Source organism: Peribacillus sp. TH27 (genome assembly GCF_016650915.1).
GTDB lineage: Bacteria > Bacillota > Bacilli > Bacillales > DSM-1321 > Peribacillus > Peribacillus butanolivorans.
The window spans coordinates 823049-841200 of the sequence record NZ_JAEKEV010000002.1 but is presented as its reverse complement, the minus strand read 5'-3'; the positions used below and the strand labels follow the sequence as shown (position 1 = coordinate 841200).

Sequence of the window (18152 nt, the reverse complement as noted above, 5' to 3'; positions counted from 1 at the left end):
TTATGAATGATTTTGGGTTGATTTTTCTAGTTCTTCTTCTTTTATCTTTAAGGCTACTAAACTAGCAAAGTCATGAATGATAGTGGCTGCCAATAGTGATGTGATTTGTGTTGGATCATAGGGGGGGAGGACTTCCACTAGGTCGAATCCAATAAAGTTAAATCCCTGCAGAGAACGAATCATCTCTAGGGTTTCAAAGCTGTTTAGACCGCCGACCTCTAGGGTGCCTGTACCAGGGGCACAGGATGGATCCACAAAATCTATATCAAAGCTCAAGAAACATGGTGTATCCCCAATGGTCTTCTTGACTTCTTTCAATACATCCTCGATTCCTCTTTCCTTCAGTTCAGGCGTAGTTATCACGTTGTATCCTAGATCCGTGCTGGAATCTATATCTCCTGGATGATTGAGCGTCCCTCTAATTCCAATTTGGAAAACTTTATCCGTTTGGAGCAAACCTTCCTCATATGCACGGATAAAAGGGGAACCATGCCAATATTTCTCTTCATAATAGGTATCCCAGGTATCAGTATGTGAATCAAAATGGAGCATTGCAACAGGTCCATGTACTTTTGCGGCAGCTCGCAGGTTTGCCAATGTTACAGAATGATCCCCGCCAATACCTATTGGAATGATTCCTTCTTTCATTAAGTCTGTCATCGCACTTTCAATTAACTCATAGCTTCGGTGTATATTATGGGGAATCACTGAAATATCCCCAATATCAATGGCATTACAATCGTCAAATGGGTACACCTTGTGTATCGGATGGTAAGGAAACAAGGTCATAGATGCCTGGCGGATTGCCTGTGGGGCAAATCGTGCTCCTACCCTGAATGAAGCAGCTGTATCAAAAGGTATACCTAATACTGCCAATTTGGCATTTTCTCTTGAAGCAGGTAAGCGCATGAATGATCCGGTCGTACAAAACTCTGGTTTTACGTCAGGAGATAACGGATATTTCATTTTTGTATTCCTCCATTTTCTTATTTCTTTCATAGTAGAGAAACAATGCAAATATCATGCCAAGTCGCTATTAAGTGATATCTATATGTTCTAACTAGATATTATTTGCAGGAGTTATGAAGGAGCGCATAATCTATGAAAAATTGAATCGCTTATCGGAAGGCGATGTACTACTTCATTCTCGTGAATAAAATCCAATACGCTGTCCAATATTGCATAATTTAAAAGCTTATTATTGCGAAATTCATGTATTTAAGTAAACAGGTAACCATTTGGCACAGAATTTGCATTTAGATATATTTGAAAATTTGAAAAATGGGGAGGTCTTTAAATCTATTAAAGATGTGTTAATCCTAATAAATGAAAGCGATTACAAGGAGGAATGATAGGTGGAAAATGGTGCTAAACTGAAAAGAACTCTAAAATTATGGCAAATTGTTATGATGGGGTTAGCTTATATGACGCCCATGGTCGTATTTGATACATTTGGTATTGTATCTGGAATTACGGGGGGGCACGTCCCAACAGCGTATATCGTTGCATTGGTGGGTATGCTTTTTACAGCCGCAAGCTATGGGAAACTTGTAAAAGTTTTCCCGACAGCTGGTTCTGCCTATACTTATACGCAAAAGGCAATTAACCGACATTTAGGATTCCTGGTAGGTTGGTCTTCGTTGTTAGATTATCTATTTTTGCCTATGGTAAATGCATTGTTGACCAAAATCTATCTCACAGCATTATTTCCAGAAGTTCCAACATGGATATGGGTAGTATTGTTTGTAGGGATTGTCACCATTCTCAATCTCCGGAGTGTTAACGTACTTGCTAACTTTAATACCCTTTTTGTTTTAATTCAGATTGCCATCATGGTGGTGTTCATCATTCTTGTTGTCAAAGGCTTGTATAATGGAGAAGGTACAGGCGAAGTGGTTACAATTCAGCCTTTCATAAATGGAGGAATGGACTATTCGGCTATAATAACTGGAGCAACCATTCTTTGTTTTTCCTTTTTGGGGTTTGATGCAGTAACAACACTTTCAGAAGAAACACCAGATCCGAAAAAAACGATTCCGAAAGCGATCTTTTTAACAGCCCTTTGGGGTGGAATTATTTTCATCACCTCTTCATTCTTTATTCAGCTCTTTTTCCCGGACATGTCCCGTTTTAAGGAACCAGATGCTGCTTTACCGGAAATCGCCCTTTATGTAGGTGGGAAGCTGTTCCAATCCATTTTTCTTTGTGCAACTTTCGTCAATACGCTAGCATCAGGACTAGCTTCACACGCCAGTGTCTCACGTCTTTTATATGTTATGGGCCGGGATAAAGTGTTTCCGGAAAAATGGTTTGGATTTATCCACCCTAAGTGGAAAACACCAGCTATTAATGTTGTCATAGTTGGAGTCATTTCTTTGTCGGCTTTGTTTTTTGATTTAGTGACTGCCGCATCACTGATTAACTTTGGTGCATTAATGGCATTTACTTTTGTAAATCTGTCAGTGATCAGCCATTTTGTCTTCAGAGAGAAGAAGCATCGAACTATTAAAGGATGTATCAATTATTTAATTATGCCTTTAATCGGAGCTATTTCAATTGCTATTCTCTGGATTAATCTTGAGACTAGCTCACTAATAATGGGGTTAGGCTGGTTTATAATTGGTTTTTGTTATCTATTATTTATCACGAAGGCATTCCGAACAGCTCCACCTCAATATCAAGTTGAAGAAATTCAGTTATAGAGTTTGAAAGGAAAAACGCATTTTAAAAAGGATGCGTTTTTTTCTATTTGTTTATTTCATCATCATATTTTAACATTATGCAAATTTGAATTGCTTATGAATGTATACATATGGTCTGGATGAATGAAGCGTGAATCCATGTAGGAAAGTGGCGATATACTACCAACCAGCAACATGGTTAAAGCTGGCACGGAAATTGCTTTATACATTTATAAGAATAAAAAATGAGGTGCTAAAATGGCAGTTAAAACTGAGGGGATTAAAAAACGCGAAAAGGATAATTCTCTGCAAGAATTCCAGGATATCTTAAAAGAAGCAATTGATGTTTTGGACTACCCAGATCAGGTTTTTGATTTTTTAAAAACACCAATGCGCTTTTTAGAAGTCTGTATTCCTATCCAAATGGATAACGGTGAGACAAGGATGTTTCAAGGGTATCGGGCTCAACATAATGATGCAACCGGTCCAACGAAAGGAGGGATTCGGTTTCATCCGGATGTCACTCCTGAAGAAGTTAAGGCTTTGGCGGGTTGGATGAGTTTGAAATGCGGAATAACAGATCTTCCATATGGAGGAGCAAAGGGTGGCATTGTCTGTGATCCCAGACAGATGAGTTTGTCTGAGCTAGAACGATTAAGCAGAGGGTATGTCAGGGCAGTCAGTCAAATAGTTGGGCCGACCAAGGACATTCCTGCACCGGATATGTATACAAATTCTCAAATAATGGCCTGGATGCTAGATGAATATGATCATATCAGGGAGTTTGATTCACCCGGCTTTATTACGGGTAAGCCATTGTCATTAGGAGGATCGAAGGGCAGAGAAACAGCTACTTCCAAGGGAGTATTATATACTCTTCAAATGGTAAGTGATTTAAAGAAAATGCCTATTCAGGGTATGCGGGTAATTATTCAGGGATTCGGGAATGTTGGAAGTTATTTGGCAATGTATTTGCATGAATTAGGAGCTAAGGTTGTCGGGATTTCGGATGAGCTTGGCGGATTATATGACCCAAACGGCTTAGACATTCCTTACCTTTTGGAAAACAGGGATTCTTATGGAGTCGTTACGAACTTATTTAAAGATTCATTATCCAATCAAGAATTATTGGAAAAAGAGTGTGATGTGCTAATTCCCGCAGCTATTAGCGGAGTGATAAATAAAGATAATGTCGAACGACTGCAATGTGAAATCCTAATTGAAGCAGCAAATGGACCGACAACAAAGGAAACAATCAAAATTCTCGATGAAAAAGGTATATTACTAGTCCCGGATATTTTGGCGAATTCAGGAGGAGTGATTGTTTCATATTTTGAATGGTGCCAAAACAATCAAGGATATTACTGGACAGAAGAACTTGTAGATACACGTTTAAAAGAAAAGATAACAGCCAGCTTTTTGAATGTCTATCATACTTCTCAAAAATTTTCCGTGAACATGAAAATTGCTGCTTATATAGAAGGGATTCGTAAAATAGCAGAAGCATCCCGGCTCCGAGGGTGGGTCAGGTTCTAAACTAATTAGGGCTTTACAAGAAAGGAGGCAATCAGTTGAATTTTGATATTATTTCTGAAAATAAAGAAAACCAGGCTATTCATCATTATTGCTTATTGTCAAAAAATTATAGATATGATGTGACTATTGCCTACTCGGCTCAGTTTTTAGGTAAAGCAATGGTCACCTCCCTTCAAAGCGGGAGAATGATCCTACTGTGTGCCGATGATATTCATTTAGATCAGTACTGGGCTCCGAAGCTTGGCATAGAACAAGAAGATATTTCTGAATTTCAATACTTTCTCAAGTCAGTCTTACAATCCCAATTTCATTTTGAACAATATTGAAGGAAGGAGTGATATATATGTATGTTGATGTGATTCTTAGTCCTTGTCATGGTAAAGTTGAAAAAGTTTTAATAACCAAAAATTCCGGATTCTACGAATGGGAACCATTGTTCCATATTAAGACGGCAGATGGACGTGAGGAAATCATCCATATTGGTGTCAGCGGTGAGATAGAATCATTGGAGGTACTAGAGGGGGAACAAGTGGAAACTGGCATGGTCCTCGCCTATTTTAAAGAAGATTTATTCGTGACCGGTAGCGATTAATATATAGAGAAAAGAAGATGAACTGAATCATCTTCTTTTTTTTATCTGCTTTCTGGATAAGGGCAGTTTGAAATTACATATGAAGCAATAATGGGGGTGGACAAATGTTTGCAATTTCTTGAAGTACTTTCTTTCTGGAAGATAGTCTATCTGGATGGTGCGGACCAGTAAAACAACCAAACTCCGCCCAGTCGTGTCGTGATTTGATACGACGGACATATAGGATTAATTATTCTAGTGTTATTTTAAAATTTGATACCTTTTCGTTATCCTTCTGTGATATCTGTCATCTATTCTTTATCTGTTTGTTCTTTGTATAGCAAATAACTATGCTATTATTGAAAAAATTAGCTAACTTACTAGCTTACAAGGAGGTAACAACATATGAAAAAATCAATCTTATCGTTAGCGGCAGCGGCTGCAATATCCGGTGCATTCACTATTCCGGTACAAGCAGAAGATGTCAATGTGAAAGATGGAGACACATTATGGGGGATATCTCAAACATATAAAGTATCAATAGAAGATATTAAGGATTGGAACCATTTGTCTTCAGACACGATTTATTCAGGAGAAACATTACATATTTCTCAAGAAAAGCATTATAAGGTCAAGTCCGGGGACACGTTATGGGAAATTGCAGGCAAATATCAAGTATCAGTAAATGACCTTAAATCTTGGAACGGTTTAAATTCAGATACAATCCATCCAAAGCAGGAACTAGTTATTAAACCTGGGACGTACAAAGATGAGGCAGCGAGTGTTAAGCCTGAACAGCCAGCAGCGCCAACTGAGCAAGCGAAACCAGCAGTACCAGCTGAGCAAACGAAACCAGCTGAGCAAGCAAAGCCAGCAGCACCAGCTGAAAAAGCAGAAAAAGAAAAAACAGTATCTAACAGTGAATTTACGAATCAATCAGGCATAGAAAAAGAGATTACTGTAAGAGCAACTGCATATACTGCTGATTGTCAAGGTTGTAGCGGCACTACAGCTACTGGAATCGACTTAAAAGCAAATCCGGATGCAAAAGTAGTAGCTGTTGACCCATCTGTCATCCCACTTGGATCAAAAGTGTATGTGGAAGGCTATGGCTACGCAACGGCAGAGGATACCGGCAGTGCTATAAAAGGAAATAGAGTAGATATCTTTATTCCTAATGAGCAGGATGCTTTAAATTGGGGCGTTAAAAACGTGAAAATACAAGTCTTGAATTAACTCAATCATATAATTGATTGTTTAGAAAATATCTTTTTCTTCGTTGCGGCGAGGTACAAAAAACGACTCGTTTTTTCTAATAGTCTAATATCGCTCAATAAATAACATTACATGCGTAATAAGAGTGAAAGGGGGAACATCGTGAACACAGATCAAGCATTTGACCTGTTAAAGGATGCAGGAGTAACAGAAAGTATTAGCATTCAAACTGTTAGACGTTGGATGCGTGAAGGTAAAATTAAATACGAGGGGGGAAACAAGAATAGAAAAACTGGATACATAATTGATGACACAGATCAAGCATTTGACCTGTTAAAAGATGCAGGAATAACAGAAAGTATTAGTATTCAAACTGTTAGACGTTGGATGCGTGAAGGTAAGATTAAATACGAGGGAAACGGGAATAGGGAAACTGGATACATAATTAATGATACAGTCTCAAAGGTGTCAATAAATGATCGTATTGATCAAAATAAGGACGAGATCATTCACAGATTAAAATTAAAAATACAAGCACAAGATAAGCATATAAAAGGAATTGAAGAACTTCATGAGTCTGCAAAAAAAATATTAATCCAGCAAAGAGATAAGTTTAAAAAGGAAGTTGTAATACTAAAGAATGAGAAAAGTAAATTACAAATTGAAACAAAGGATTTATTAAAAGAAAATATTGAATTACGTAATGAATTGATAAAAGTAAAAGAAAACAAAAGAGACAATTACAATTTCGACTCCAATAATCAATCAAATGATTATAGTGAAAAATTGGGACTTGCAAAAATGGCGAGTAATAAAGACGTGATAGCAGAATATAAAGGGTTATTAAAAATAACTCATCCAGATCATGACGGCAACGCAAAGGTATTTCATTACATTAAGACTGATTACGATAATTTCAGAAAATTTATCAAAGGCAAATGATGAGTAGTGTAGTAGTGTTTAATTTCCTAACATAAATGTTGAATAGGGAAAAGAAAAGAACTAAGTGAAAGTTAATCAGAATTTGGATTTCCATGCTGTTGGATGACAATAAATCTGTTACTTTTAAGTTCTTTATGAAACAGGTGGCGGTTAAAAGAAGTCCGATTTCCTTAATAAAAAAACACCCGATTATTCGGGTGCATACTTAATCATTCCATGTAAATAAACCGAGCATTCTCATTGAATACATCCTCTTAAATTAATTTTTCCTTCACTTTCTATTTCTTTAACCAATTCTTCAATATTATATTAGTATCTTTAGGAATCTCTATTGAAAGAAGCATTCAAAGATGTTTAAATAGTCTATTTTTATTCATTAGACCATCTCTCTTTATCTACTTTCTTTACCATAGAGTAGTATTTTTCTGTGAATTCCCATTGATTATGTAAAAATGAACATAATATATCAGCATTGGTGACTTAGTAAACATAGTAGAGGGACCTTGCTATTTAATGAATTATTTTAATAACATTTAACAAAACCTTGTTAATATCTATCTACCAAGTAATAGACGTATAGAAGAAATGTTTTGTTGTTATCTCCACATACTATATATGCATATTGGATGAGGTTTTTGACCAAGAACAAAAATGAACTAGTCATAAATAAATCGATAGAGTAACGCTTGTCCAAACATTTGCATAATTTATATAAGACGTGAGGAAGCACCTGACGTCACATTAGACTGGTTTTTTATAGTCAGTCTCTTTTTTTTTGAACTAACCTTACCCAAAACATAAAAGTATAGGCCACCCGTTTTGATAGTGTAGTAATGGTAAGGTATTGTATGGTGACATAATTTAGGGTCATAAATAAAGTGTAAAAGTGGGATACGCCAAGAAATATGGACATGCTAGGGTAAGTACAATTAGCTAATATTTGGTAGTTGACTTCGAGAATTAGAAAAAATCAACTCTGAGAAGTTCACATAAAATTGAATTTGCTTGATATTCAAGTCAGTCTGTCTGAAACCTTTGACTACTAGAGATATAGAAAATCAAACAATTAACGAATACATTAACAATGATGAGGAAGGAAAGCCGCCATTTATGATCTGAACTCTAAATAGTAAACACACAAAGAAAAGCATATTTAAGCAGTTACATGATAGGGCTGTTTATGGCTTGCTAGGAGCCATAAAATAGATATTGTTAAGTAGTTATTTGTATTTGTTAATTAAATCTAATATGGCAAGTTCTATTATGTCGGATTTATTAAACTTCTGTTGATCTGCGAACCTATCAAGCAAAGTCCCAACTTCTTCGTTTATGACAATCGTTTTTCTTACTTTGTTGCCTTTTTCTAAAGTGACTACCCTTTGATAAAGATCATCTCTTTGACTATCTTGCTGATCATCAAGAACATATGACTTTATCAGTTCCTTTAATATCGTAACTTCTTCAGGTGTGAAAACGGTGTGAATATATTTTTCACCATTTCTTACACTCTTCACATCGAGTGTAATAGGCTGTGAACTTCTTGGTAAAGTAATATTCAGGTCGGGGGAACTTTGTTTAACATTAGGTAAACTATTTTTTGATTCAATGAACTCAAACACTGACTGATAAAGGGGCTCTTTCCCTTCCTTTGCATAAAACCAGCCTTTCGGATTTTTGTTCCTGTATTCATATCCTGCATTGTGTAACGCATTCTTTAATCGTTTCTCTCCAATGCCAACCTTGTCCTGTGCGATTTTTGCTATTGTATTTCCAGTTACGGATAGTTCATCTAATAGCTCTTTTATTTTCATATTTCACACTCCATTACGACTATTATTCACATATTCTCCATACTTGTGTGAATTACCTCCATTTTTTTTAACTTCTCCTGTAAATGAACGGTGTACGTTAAACTAAGGAAAATGAGTCGTGAACGGATAGTAAAGGAATCCCAAAGTGGGATATGATTTATAGCTAGGATCTTCTTTTAAAGCTTTAAGGGTTGTCTCTATTGTACGTACAACTTATACTATTCTGTGGTCCTTCTGGTGACTATTTTTGTATAGCAATTTCAAAATAAACAGGACATTTGTCGGAAGGGGAATATAAAATCCAAGGGGAATTAGTAAGGTGGATTGAATAAACAAAAAAGAGGGAGATGGAGCTATGAAGAAATTACTTACTGGTTTGGTAGTATTATCAATAGCCCTGGGTATATCATTTTCCACCGCTTCAGCATCTGCTGGAGGATTTCACCACCCGCAAAGCTGGGATAAAAACTCGATTTTGCGGAAGGACACTCTTGGGGTGGAAGTCAGAAATATGCAGTATATCCTCAATGTAATGGGTTTTTATACTGATTCAGCAGTGGTTGACGTTGATGGGGTTTTTGGGCCGAAAACCGAAGCGGGTGTAAAGAAATATCAAAAAGAAAACCATCTCCAAGTGGATGGTGTTGTTGGCCCCAAGACATGGGCCAGTTTTTCACAATATATTAAAAAGAATGGCGAGAACACATATGGAGCAGGCGGGAACATGGGTCTCAGAATCAAATGGAAGTACGACAATTCTTCCTATACATCCGGCTCAAAAGCCTATATTTACGGTAATGGAGATACATTAAGTGACCAATATCGCTTGTATGCGAATTAAAAACCCAGGAAGGAGGCCCTTTTTAGTTAAATGAAGATAAAACGATGGGGCAGCCTTGCATAAATGATTTACTAAGCGTAAGCGATCCAGTATCAAAGAAGGAGAGAGGGGATAGTTCTATTAAATTTCTCCTTTTTATTAGTTTCAGGTTAATTGTAAAAAGCCGATGATTCCTAGGTAGGAATCATCGGCTTTATTCATTTAGAAATATGTGTTTTCTGCGTTTGTGAATTAAAACCCCAAATAATTAAAATCTTTATAAAGAAAGGGCTTCCATGCTTAACCACTCCGAGGATTATACCTCAACAGAGTTGAAAATTGAGGTAAATTAAAATAATGCTCATTCGGGGAGTGAACATCACTGAGCACCACCATTCTAGTATAACCTGACTGTTATAATCTAATATAAATGAGATTTATTAGGTTAGCGTTTTAGTTCAGATTCTTTTTTCTTTTAGGGAGCTTGATCTCGAGTTTCAATAGGTATATGGCATCAATCGCTAACGTCTCAAGTGTTTTCCTGCTTAGATTCCTTTGTAAATAGGAGAAAAACTCGTCAAAAAAAAATAGTATGGCTTTGAATAAACGTTTTTAAGTAGAGGTCCACATGCATTAAGGGATGTTATCATTTTTGTAGATTCTTCAGAAATTTACATATCCTGATAAAACAGTTGCCCATGTGCGAATAAAATTTTGGGACAAGAATAAGTTTCTAACCGTTTGATAAGTTGTCTCGAGGGGGAGTAATTATGAGTATCAGGAGGTTCAAAAAAGAATGAGAAAAAAATGATAGAAGAAAGTATAAGGGGAAGGTTCAGTAGGGACTAATATTATTCGTTTCCAGTATAAATTTCTCCCATATAACTCACAAATATAGAAAAATATTTAGGAACTGATATATCGACATCGCAGACAATCATTTTAGAAGTAAGTTTAACTAGCTTGACAACATACCCCCATAGGTATAATATGAGGTTATAAATTGAAACACAGGTGGTGGATTTGATTTTTTATTTGCTTCTATTAACTGTCGTGATTTTGGTCCCTAGTTTGTATAAACGTTATGTTCCTGTTAAAAACGTTCCTTGCGAAAAGAATAATAGTAAAAATCATAGCGCTATTTTATTAGATATAAGGGCTTATAATCAAAAACAGGATGATATCAATAGAGATGCTTTGAATATCCCTTATGCATATTTGAAACGTTTTAATAAAGAAATCCCACATGAAAACATTCATGTAATTGCTTCCGATAAAATAGAAGTGAACTTGGGGCTGCGCTTCTTAATTGGAAAAGGAATTAAGGTAACCAGTTATGAGATAAGTGATTGTGTTTGTAAATAGATGGGTGGGTAGAATATGGAATACGATAAAAGCGTCATCAATCGGTTAAAGCGAATTGAAGGACAAATTAAAGGAGTTCTAGGAATGATGGAGCAGGGAAAAGACTGTAGAGATATCGTCACACAGTTGTCTGCTGCACGAAATGCAATTGATAGGACTATGGGCGTTATTGTAAGTGCAAATCTAGAACAATGTGTTCGGGAAAACATAGAGAAAGGTGAAGGCACTGAACATCTTGTAAAAGAAGCTGTTAATTTATTGATAAAAAGCAGATAAAAGAAGTAAAGTAAGCTGTCATCAACGGTAAATTTAGGTGATATTCTGGAAAATGTACAAGGTAGTGTCGTTGTACCTCGATTAACACAAAATCTAAACAAAACGAATTTATTAGTTATTTAAAAAGGAGTGTTAAAAATGGCTTATATTTTACAAGTGGATTTTAAAATGGATGGACCATTTGGTAATGACATGGTTGAACAATTTACTGAATTAGCAAAAAGCATCAATGATGAAGAAGGGGTGATTTGGAAAATTTGGACTGAAGATAGCGAGGCAAAGGAGGCTGGTGGTATTTATCTGTTTGAGTCAAAAGAATCAGCTCAAAAATACTTAACTATGCACACTGCTCGATTAAAAGGATTTGGTATTGAGACAGTTAACGGGAAAATATTCGAAGTGAATGAAGGATTAACACAAATCAATCATGGTCCGTTTAAATAAGAGGTGTCTGTTAATCTAATCAAGATAGTTTACCTATATGTATGGTTTAAAACATACAGGAGGATGTGGTTAAGGAGCCTATCCTTCTGTATTCAGGGATCTCTCAAAAAAACCTGGTGTATCCAGTTCCTTTTATAACATTTCAAAAGAAGAGGGTTGACGAAATAAACTTTTTACCATAACATATACCCTACTGGGTATTTTAAAGTATTTGAAACTAAACTAATAAAGTATACATTTAAAAGAATATTTTTTTAATGAAAAATATACCCATACGGGTAATTAGGAATCAAGGGGGAAAAACCAATTGACTGAAAAGAAAAAAACAACGATCATTTTATTTAGTGGTGATTATGATAAGGCCATGGCGGCCTATATTATCGCAAATGGTGCAGCGGCTTATGATCATGAAGTAACCATCTTCCATACTTTCTGGGGATTAAATGCTTTACGAAAAGATGAGCCATCGACATTAAAAAAAGGCTTCTTTGAAAAAATGTTTGCAAAAATGATGCCTCGAGGTTCTGATAAGATGGGGTTATCCAACATGAACTTTGCTGGAATGGGCCCTAAAATGATTAAACATGTAATGAAAAAACATAACGCCATGTCACTGCCTCATTTAATTGAGTTGGCTCAAGAACAAGAGGTCAAATTAATAGCTTGTACGATGACAATGGATTTATTGGGCTTGCAACAAGAGGAATTATTAGATGGAATAGAATACGCGGGTGTGGCAGCTTATCTAGCAGACGCAGAAGATGGTAATGTAAACTTATTCATTTAAGTAATAAAATGTGAAATAGGGTAAATTTCATGGTAAGGAGGGGAGGATATTAAAATGGGAACAGCATTTAATGTCATAATAATAGGGGCAATTGCTTGGTTTTTATTTCAGCGCTTTGTCCCGGCAAAGGGAATTAAGAATATTAATACGAGTGAGTTAAAAGCTCAATTAAGTAACAAAGGAAGTAAGCAATTTATTGATGTCCGTACACCTAATGAGTATAGGGGCAATCATATTAAGGAGTTTAAGAATATTCCCTTATTCGAACTTCATAAAAGAGCACAAGAACTTTCAAAAGATGAAGAAGTCTTTGTCATCTGCCAAAGTGGGATGAGAAGCAGTAAAGCAAGTAAGTCATTAAAAAAACTTGGATTTAAAGAAGTTACCAACGTAAAAGGCGGCATGAGTGCTTGGCACAATTAAAAGGAGGTATTTCAATCATGAAAGAAATCTCACCAAATGAAGTGAATGCATTATTAAAAGGAAACTCGACAATTAATATTATAGATGTTCGGGAAGTAGATGAAGTAAAGGCTGGGAAAATACCCAATGCTACGCATATCCCATTGGGCCTCGTGGAATTTCGAATGCAAGATTTGGATAAATCAAAAGAATATATCATGGTTTGCCGTTCAGGAGGCAGAAGTTCAATGGCAGCAAAGTTACTTGAAGATCATGGATATAAAGTGCTAAATATGACAGGCGGTATGCTTGAATGGAACGGTCCAATAGAATAATTTTTAAATTCTTAAATACCCCCATCTGTATTAGCAAATAAGGAGGAAAAAAACATGATTGAAACAAATTCCGTATTAGATGCAAAAGGATTAGCATGTCCAATGCCGATAGTAAGAACGAAAAAAGTAATGAACGGCCTGGAAGCAGGAGAAGTGCTAGAAGTTCAAGCGACGGATAAAGGGTCAACTGCAGATATGAAAGCTTGGGCAGAAAGTACAGGTCATCAATATTTGGGTACAGTTGAAGAAGGAACCGTTCTTAAACATTATCTTCGGAAAGCAAGTGGTGAAGAGCATGAAGTAAAAAAGCATGAAAAAGTCATTTCAAATGAAGAACTTCTACAAAAAATAGAAGAAAATCAAAACACGATAGTACTTGATGTACGTGAATCGGCAGAATATGCGTTTAATCATATTCCAGCTGCTAAATCCCTTCCAATGGGTGAATTAGAAGAACGTTTTAGTGAACTGGATAAAGAGTCTGAGATTTTTGTCATATGCCGAACCGGTAGCCGAAGTGACCTGGCTGCACAAAAACTAACAGCTGCAGGATTTAAACAAGTGGTTAATGTTGAACCGGGCATGAGCCAATGGAATGGTCCTACACAAAAATCAGTGAATGAATAACATATAATCCTAAAAATGGAGGGGCATATCATATCTAAAAAAGTAGCGATAATAGCTAGTAACGGTGGTTTATTTGACGCATATAAAGTATTTAACATTGCAACAGCAGCAGCAGCAACGGATCAAGAAGTAGCTATTTTCTTTACATTCGAAGGCTTAAATTTAATCCATAAAGTAGCGAATCAGCAACTACCGATGCCAGAAGGTAAGGAACATTTTGCAGAAGGATTTGCGAGGGCTAATGCACCTTCTATTCCTGAGTTACTTTCTATGGCACAAGAAATGGACGTCAAGTTTATTGGATGTCAAATGACCATGGACGTTATGGGCTTGGAAAAAGAAGCCTTCATTGACGGCATCGAAGTCGGTGGAGCTGTTACATTTTTAGAATTCGCGAAAGATGCGGATGTAACTTTAACCTTTTAAGTCAGGTAAAAAATTTTGAAACGCTAAATACTATAGGGGGTATATTTTATGGCGTTAAATGAAATGACAGCCAAAGAGGTTTCAAAGAAAGTAATCAATAAAGCTGAATTATTTATTTTGGATGTTCGAAATGAAAGTGATTTTAACGATTGGAAAATTGAAGGAGAGAACTTTGAATTCCTTAATATTCCTTACTTTGATTTACTGGATGGCGTTGAAGAAATCATCGATAAAATTCCAGCAAATAAAGAAATTTTAGTTGTCTGTGCAAAAGAAGGCTCATCTATTATGGTTGCTGAAATGCTATCTGAAGCAGGGCTGGATGTTTCTTATTTGAAGGGCGGAATGAAAGCATGGAGTGAACACTTAGAACCAGTGAAAATTGGGGATTTGAATAATGGCGGAGAAATCTACCAATTTGTACGTCTCGGTAAAGGTTGTTTATCTTACATGATCATTTCTAATGGTGAAGCAGCCGTTATTGATTCCACAAGAATGACTGATATCTACGTTGATTTTGCCGATAGTATTGGAGCGAAGATCACTCATGTATTTGATACGCACTTACATGCTGACCATATTTCAGGTGGAAGAAAAATAGCAGAAAGTGCAAATGCAACTTACTGGCTACCACCAAAAGATGCAACAGAAGTAACTTTTGAATATCAGCCATTAGAAGGCGGTAAGGTGGTTACGATCGGTCACACAGCTATCAATATTCATGCTCTATACTCCCCGGGCCACACGATTGGTTCCACTTCATTTGTAGTCGATGAAAAATACTTGCTTTCAGGAGATATTCTATTCATCGATTCCATTGGTAGACCGGACTTAGCCGGATTAGCTGAGGATTGGGTAGGAGACTTGAGAGAAACACTTTATACTCGCTATAGAGAATTGTCAGACGAGTTAATCGTACTGCCATCTCATTTTATGATCATTGAAGAATTAAATGAAGACGGCAGTGTTGCAAAGAAATTAGGAGAGTTATTTACAGAAAATCATGGTTTGAACATTGCTGACGAAAGAGAATTCAGAGAGTTGGTTACAGGAAACTTACCTCCACAGCCAAACGCATATCAAGAAATCCGTGAAACGAATATGGGGAAAATCACCCCTGATGAGGAAAAACAGCGCGAAATGGAAATTGGACCAAATCGTTGTGCGGTTCGATAAACTTAAGAAAAGATTATAAATACTACGAAAACAGGAGAGATGTATGATGAATTCAGATAAAATGTTAGATGCTAAGGGACTTGCTTGTCCGATGCCGATCGTTAGAACAAAGAAGGCTATGAATGATTTACAATCTGGTCAAGTGTTAGAAATACATGTGACAGATAAAGGCGCTAAAGCAGATTTAGCTGCTTGGTCAAAATCTGGTGGCCATGAGCTAGTAGAAACTGCAGAAGAAAATGAAGTTCTAAAATTTTGGATTAGAAAAGGCTGATAATGATAAGGGAACCCTATTGGTTCCCTTCTTTTCAAGGAGGCAATAAAAATGGATATTACTTTTATCATAACCATCTTTTTGATAGGATTTATAGGTTCATACATTTCAGGAATGCTAGGTATAGGCGGATCCATCATTAAATACCCAATGCTTTTGTATATACCACCACTTTTCGGTTTAGCGGCTTTTAGTGCTCATGAAGTCTCAGGAATAAGTGCAGTACAAGTATTATTTGCATCCATAGGTGGTGTCTGGGCTTATCGTAAAGGTGGCTATTTAAATAAGACGCTCATCATCTATATGGGTGTTAGTGTACTAATAGGTAGTGTCATTGGGAGTTTTGGGTCGCAATCCATGTCTGAAGACGGGATAAATATCGTATATGGCCTACTTGCTCTAATAGCAGCTGTCATGATGTTTATTCCTAAAAAAGGAATAGATGGCGTTCCTTTGGATCAAGTAACCTTTAACAAATGGCTTGCAGCAATTTTAGCCTTAATTGTCGGTTTGGGTTCAGGGATTGTCGGTGCAGCCGGTGGATTCTTATTAGTTCCTATTATGCTAGTTGTCTTGAAAATCCCAACAAGGGTAACAATCGCCTCTTCCTTAGCGATTACATTCATTTCATCGATTGGCGCAACGGTAGGGAAAATCTCAACAGGGCAAGTTGACTTCTATCCTGCCTTGATCATGGTTATAGCAAGCTTAATAGCGTCTCCACTAGGAGCGATGGCTGGTAAAAAAGTGAATACAAAAATACTTCAAGTCATCCTAGCTTTATTAATTTTGGCAACGGCTGTGAAAATTTGGATGGGGATTTTGTCATAAGATTTTTGGGGATATTGGACCCTTACCTTGACAGGGTTGGGGTTGTGGGGTTGAGCCTGTCACAGGTTATCAGAATAAAAGTGCTGAAACACTTGGTTTATCAAGGGTTTCAGCCTTTTTTTGTATGTTAATTAAATGTATAAATTATGTGGGATTTCCTTTATTGGGGGCGGCTTGGGGGCGGATAGAGAATTATTTAAAAGTATTACAGGACATTATCTGGCATCTTTGTATAGATTATTTATCCTTGTCGGACGACAGAATAAAATGGGAATACTTGCACCAATTTTTATTCGATTAATGCTGTTCGATAAGGAAAGTATTTCATCAAAGTTGGTATGAAAACAATGGAACGTCAACGTTATAAGCGTAAAGATTGTCGCTAAAAACAGATATAACAAATCCACCATTATTCAGAAATCACCTTCTTCATATGTGGTGGATTTTGTCCAATGTATGATTGATGTTATACTCTACGCAATGTATCTAAGGTGATTGAGGTCCACTTCTTAAATATGTTCTATTGGAAAATACTATCAGTCTAAAATAAATGGATTTTGAACAATTTTAATGACTCGTGGAAATGGGTGAGACCTATTTCCACGAGTCATTAAAGTAATAACCCGATTGCACCGAAACTAAACCATGATTTTTTCGGTTTTGATTGTTTCAACAATAAGTAACTCCTAAAATAATAAGAAAAAATGAATTCATCTTTAGTAAATATGGAATGCTTCTGTTCACCTTATAATTCTTAAACTCGTGATTCCATTATATAGTATTTCGAGCTAATTTTTGTTTTTCATCAATAATTATTTTTCTGGATTCTGCACTATCTTGAATGAATTTTTTCTATAATCAAGATATAGTGAAATCATTAAGTGAAGGAATATTAATTATTGAATTTCGATAAATTGAAGATTATTATTGACATTGAATTCTATGAAAAACTAATTCAAATCGATAAATTGATTAGAAAAGATTACACATGTATTAGGGAAAAATGATGGTTGTACCACCAAATTATATAGATGGTGACTATGCACAAGTCGCATTAGCAGAAGACCTTATTTTGTTGATAAACTCTTTCATAAAATTATTATGCAGACGATATCATCCTATCAAATAAATTCCTTGCCAATACATCAAAAAAATATTCTTCGCAAATATTGGATTCAGAAAGGAACAAAGAGAAGCATTAGGTTTATTTGAGAACTTATTAAACGTAGAATCGGATACTTATTTACCAGAAATGTCTACTGGCGAACTAATCGAGTTCATGCAAAGTAATGGCTATCGCATTAACCTGGATAATACGATTCCAAGTTCAGTGACTGTACCTAAATTAGAACGAGAATTTGCGAACGGGTTTTAGTTGACGCTTTGAAAGTGGTCAACGAATAAATATCTGTTTGTTTAATTCTGACATGCTGTTTTTTACTTGTAATATATACAAGATTAGAAAAGGTTTTTAGTATTGGTTATTAATTAGAAAAGATATGAAACATTAAGTGAATAAAAATAATTACTAATTTTTATTCAGTGGATAGAGTAAATACCATAAGTAAACACTTATTGGGTTTAATTCTATTGTATTAGAAGCTGAAACTAGTATTAGTGAAATCAACAAGCA

At 36.0% G+C, this 18152-nt stretch carries 20 protein-coding genes; 18 read left to right on the top strand and 2 right to left on the bottom strand.

The window, feature by feature from the left end:
• The gene (gene speB, locus JFU24_RS05420) at window positions 1-966 is read right to left on the bottom strand and encodes an agmatinase (protein ID WP_056523038.1); all 966 of its coding nucleotides are present in this window, start codon (window positions 964-966) and stop codon (window positions 1-3) included.
• A gap of 389 nt (window positions 967-1355) precedes the next feature.
• Between speB and JFU24_RS05415 the strand changes: the two genes are divergently transcribed.
• From JFU24_RS05415 to JFU24_RS05390, 6 genes are all read left to right on the top strand, one after another.
• Window positions 1356-2702 (top strand): APC family permease, encoded by a 1347-nt coding sequence (locus JFU24_RS05415; RefSeq protein WP_397443424.1) that lies wholly within the window; start codon window positions 1356-1358, stop codon window positions 2700-2702.
• 237 nt (window positions 2703-2939) lie between these two features.
• On the top strand, window positions 2940-4217 hold the full coding sequence (locus tag JFU24_RS05410) for a Glu/Leu/Phe/Val family dehydrogenase (RefSeq protein WP_201181001.1): 1278 nt from the start codon (window positions 2940-2942) through the stop codon (window positions 4215-4217).
• 35 nt (window positions 4218-4252) lie between these two features.
• Complete coding sequence (locus JFU24_RS05405) at window positions 4253-4543, top strand: SAV0927 family protein (RefSeq protein ID WP_053345620.1); 291 nt, start codon at window positions 4253-4255, stop codon at window positions 4541-4543.
• Window positions 4544-4560: 17 nt separating this feature from the next.
• Window positions 4561-4809 (top strand): hypothetical protein, encoded by a 249-nt coding sequence (locus JFU24_RS05400; RefSeq protein WP_201180999.1) that lies wholly within the window; start codon window positions 4561-4563, stop codon window positions 4807-4809.
• A 384-nt stretch (window positions 4810-5193) separates the two neighbouring features.
• The gene (locus JFU24_RS05395; RefSeq protein WP_201224856.1) at window positions 5194-6024 is read left to right on the top strand and encodes a 3D domain-containing protein; all 831 of its coding nucleotides are present in this window, start codon (window positions 5194-5196) and stop codon (window positions 6022-6024) included.
• A gap of 141 nt (window positions 6025-6165) precedes the next feature.
• On the top strand, window positions 6166-6945 hold the full coding sequence (locus tag JFU24_RS05390) for a hypothetical protein (protein ID WP_201180996.1): 780 nt from the start codon (window positions 6166-6168) through the stop codon (window positions 6943-6945).
• 1220 nt (window positions 6946-8165) lie between these two features.
• Here JFU24_RS05390 and JFU24_RS05385 read toward each other — a convergent pair.
• Window positions 8166-8756, bottom strand: a complete 591-nt coding sequence (locus JFU24_RS05385; protein ID WP_201224854.1) for a hypothetical protein — start codon at window positions 8754-8756, stop codon at window positions 8166-8168.
• A gap of 355 nt (window positions 8757-9111) precedes the next feature.
• On the opposite strand from JFU24_RS05385, the gene JFU24_RS05380 reads away from it, so the two are divergent.
• The 12 genes from JFU24_RS05380 (at window position 9112) to JFU24_RS05325 (ending at window position 16519) form a co-directional block, all read left to right on the top strand.
• Window positions 9112-9597 (top strand): peptidoglycan-binding domain-containing protein, encoded by a 486-nt coding sequence (locus tag JFU24_RS05380; protein WP_201249685.1) that lies wholly within the window; start codon window positions 9112-9114, stop codon window positions 9595-9597.
• A 1002-nt stretch (window positions 9598-10599) separates the two neighbouring features.
• Window positions 10600-10941 (top strand): sulfurtransferase, encoded by a 342-nt coding sequence (locus tag JFU24_RS05375; protein ID WP_201225199.1) that lies wholly within the window; start codon window positions 10600-10602, stop codon window positions 10939-10941.
• Window positions 10942-10956: 15 nt separating this feature from the next.
• Window positions 10957-11217: a metal-sensitive transcriptional regulator gene (locus JFU24_RS05370; protein ID WP_053345627.1), complete on the top strand. Its 261-nt coding sequence runs from the start codon at window positions 10957-10959 to the stop codon at window positions 11215-11217.
• Between the two features lie 138 nt (window positions 11218-11355).
• Window positions 11356-11661: a monooxygenase gene (locus JFU24_RS05365; RefSeq protein ID WP_056523023.1), complete on the top strand. Its 306-nt coding sequence runs from the start codon at window positions 11356-11358 to the stop codon at window positions 11659-11661.
• Window positions 11662-11968: 307 nt separating this feature from the next.
• Window positions 11969-12448, top strand: a complete 480-nt coding sequence (locus JFU24_RS05360) for a DsrE/DsrF/DrsH-like family protein (RefSeq protein ID WP_201180988.1) — start codon at window positions 11969-11971, stop codon at window positions 12446-12448.
• A gap of 54 nt (window positions 12449-12502) precedes the next feature.
• Window positions 12503-12871, top strand: a complete 369-nt coding sequence (locus JFU24_RS05355; RefSeq protein ID WP_201180986.1) for a rhodanese-like domain-containing protein — start codon at window positions 12503-12505, stop codon at window positions 12869-12871.
• 17 nt (window positions 12872-12888) lie between these two features.
• Window positions 12889-13185 (top strand): rhodanese-like domain-containing protein, encoded by a 297-nt coding sequence (locus JFU24_RS05350; protein WP_201180984.1) that lies wholly within the window; start codon window positions 12889-12891, stop codon window positions 13183-13185.
• A 54-nt stretch (window positions 13186-13239) separates the two neighbouring features.
• Window positions 13240-13812: a sulfurtransferase TusA family protein gene (locus JFU24_RS05345; protein WP_201180982.1), complete on the top strand. Its 573-nt coding sequence runs from the start codon at window positions 13240-13242 to the stop codon at window positions 13810-13812.
• 15 nt (window positions 13813-13827) lie between these two features.
• Complete coding sequence (locus JFU24_RS05340; protein WP_207203199.1) at window positions 13828-14238, top strand: DsrE/DsrF/DrsH-like family protein; 411 nt, start codon at window positions 13828-13830, stop codon at window positions 14236-14238.
• 48 nt (window positions 14239-14286) lie between these two features.
• Entirely contained in the window at window positions 14287-15414 is a 1128-nt protein-coding gene (locus JFU24_RS05335) for an MBL fold metallo-hydrolase (protein WP_201249684.1), read from the top strand.
• A 46-nt stretch (window positions 15415-15460) separates the two neighbouring features.
• A complete protein-coding gene (locus tag JFU24_RS05330) occupies window positions 15461-15688 on the top strand; it encodes a sulfurtransferase TusA family protein (RefSeq protein WP_053345635.1) in 228 nt (75 codons plus the stop codon).
• Window positions 15689-15739: 51 nt separating this feature from the next.
• Entirely contained in the window at window positions 15740-16519 is a 780-nt protein-coding gene (locus JFU24_RS05325) for a sulfite exporter TauE/SafE family protein (RefSeq protein ID WP_201180980.1), read from the top strand.
• Window positions 16520-18152: the final 1633 nt, after the last annotated feature.

Bases quoted from the DNA above. Each gene is read 5' to 3' on its own strand.
- speB (WP_056523038.1), bottom strand. From the start codon at position 966: ATGAAATATCCGTTATCTCCTGACGTAAAACCAGAGTTTTGTACGACC.
- JFU24_RS05410 (WP_201181001.1), top strand. From the start codon at position 2,940: ATGGCAGTTAAAACTGAGGGGATTAAAAAACGCGAAAAGGATAATTCT.
- JFU24_RS05400 (WP_201180999.1), top strand. From the start codon at position 4,561: ATGTATGTTGATGTGATTCTTAGTCCTTGTCATGGTAAAGTTGAAAAA.
- JFU24_RS05395 (WP_201224856.1), top strand. From the start codon at position 5,194: ATGAAAAAATCAATCTTATCGTTAGCGGCAGCGGCTGCAATATCCGGT.
- JFU24_RS05385 (WP_201224854.1), bottom strand. From the start codon at position 8,756: ATGAAAATAAAAGAGCTATTAGATGAACTATCCGTAACTGGAAATACA.
- JFU24_RS05380 (WP_201249685.1), top strand. From the start codon at position 9,112: ATGAAGAAATTACTTACTGGTTTGGTAGTATTATCAATAGCCCTGGGT.
- JFU24_RS05370 (WP_053345627.1), top strand. From the start codon at position 10,957: ATGGAATACGATAAAAGCGTCATCAATCGGTTAAAGCGAATTGAAGGA.
- JFU24_RS05365 (WP_056523023.1), top strand. From the start codon at position 11,356: ATGGCTTATATTTTACAAGTGGATTTTAAAATGGATGGACCATTTGGT.
- JFU24_RS05355 (WP_201180986.1), top strand. From the start codon at position 12,503: ATGGGAACAGCATTTAATGTCATAATAATAGGGGCAATTGCTTGGTTT.
- JFU24_RS05350 (WP_201180984.1), top strand. From the start codon at position 12,889: ATGAAAGAAATCTCACCAAATGAAGTGAATGCATTATTAAAAGGAAAC.
- JFU24_RS05345 (WP_201180982.1), top strand. From the start codon at position 13,240: ATGATTGAAACAAATTCCGTATTAGATGCAAAAGGATTAGCATGTCCA.
- JFU24_RS05340 (WP_207203199.1), top strand. From the start codon at position 13,828: ATGGAGGGGCATATCATATCTAAAAAAGTAGCGATAATAGCTAGTAAC.
- JFU24_RS05335 (WP_201249684.1), top strand. From the start codon at position 14,287: ATGGCGTTAAATGAAATGACAGCCAAAGAGGTTTCAAAGAAAGTAATC.
- JFU24_RS05330 (WP_053345635.1), top strand. From the start codon at position 15,461: ATGAATTCAGATAAAATGTTAGATGCTAAGGGACTTGCTTGTCCGATG.
- JFU24_RS05325 (WP_201180980.1), top strand. From the start codon at position 15,740: ATGGATATTACTTTTATCATAACCATCTTTTTGATAGGATTTATAGGT.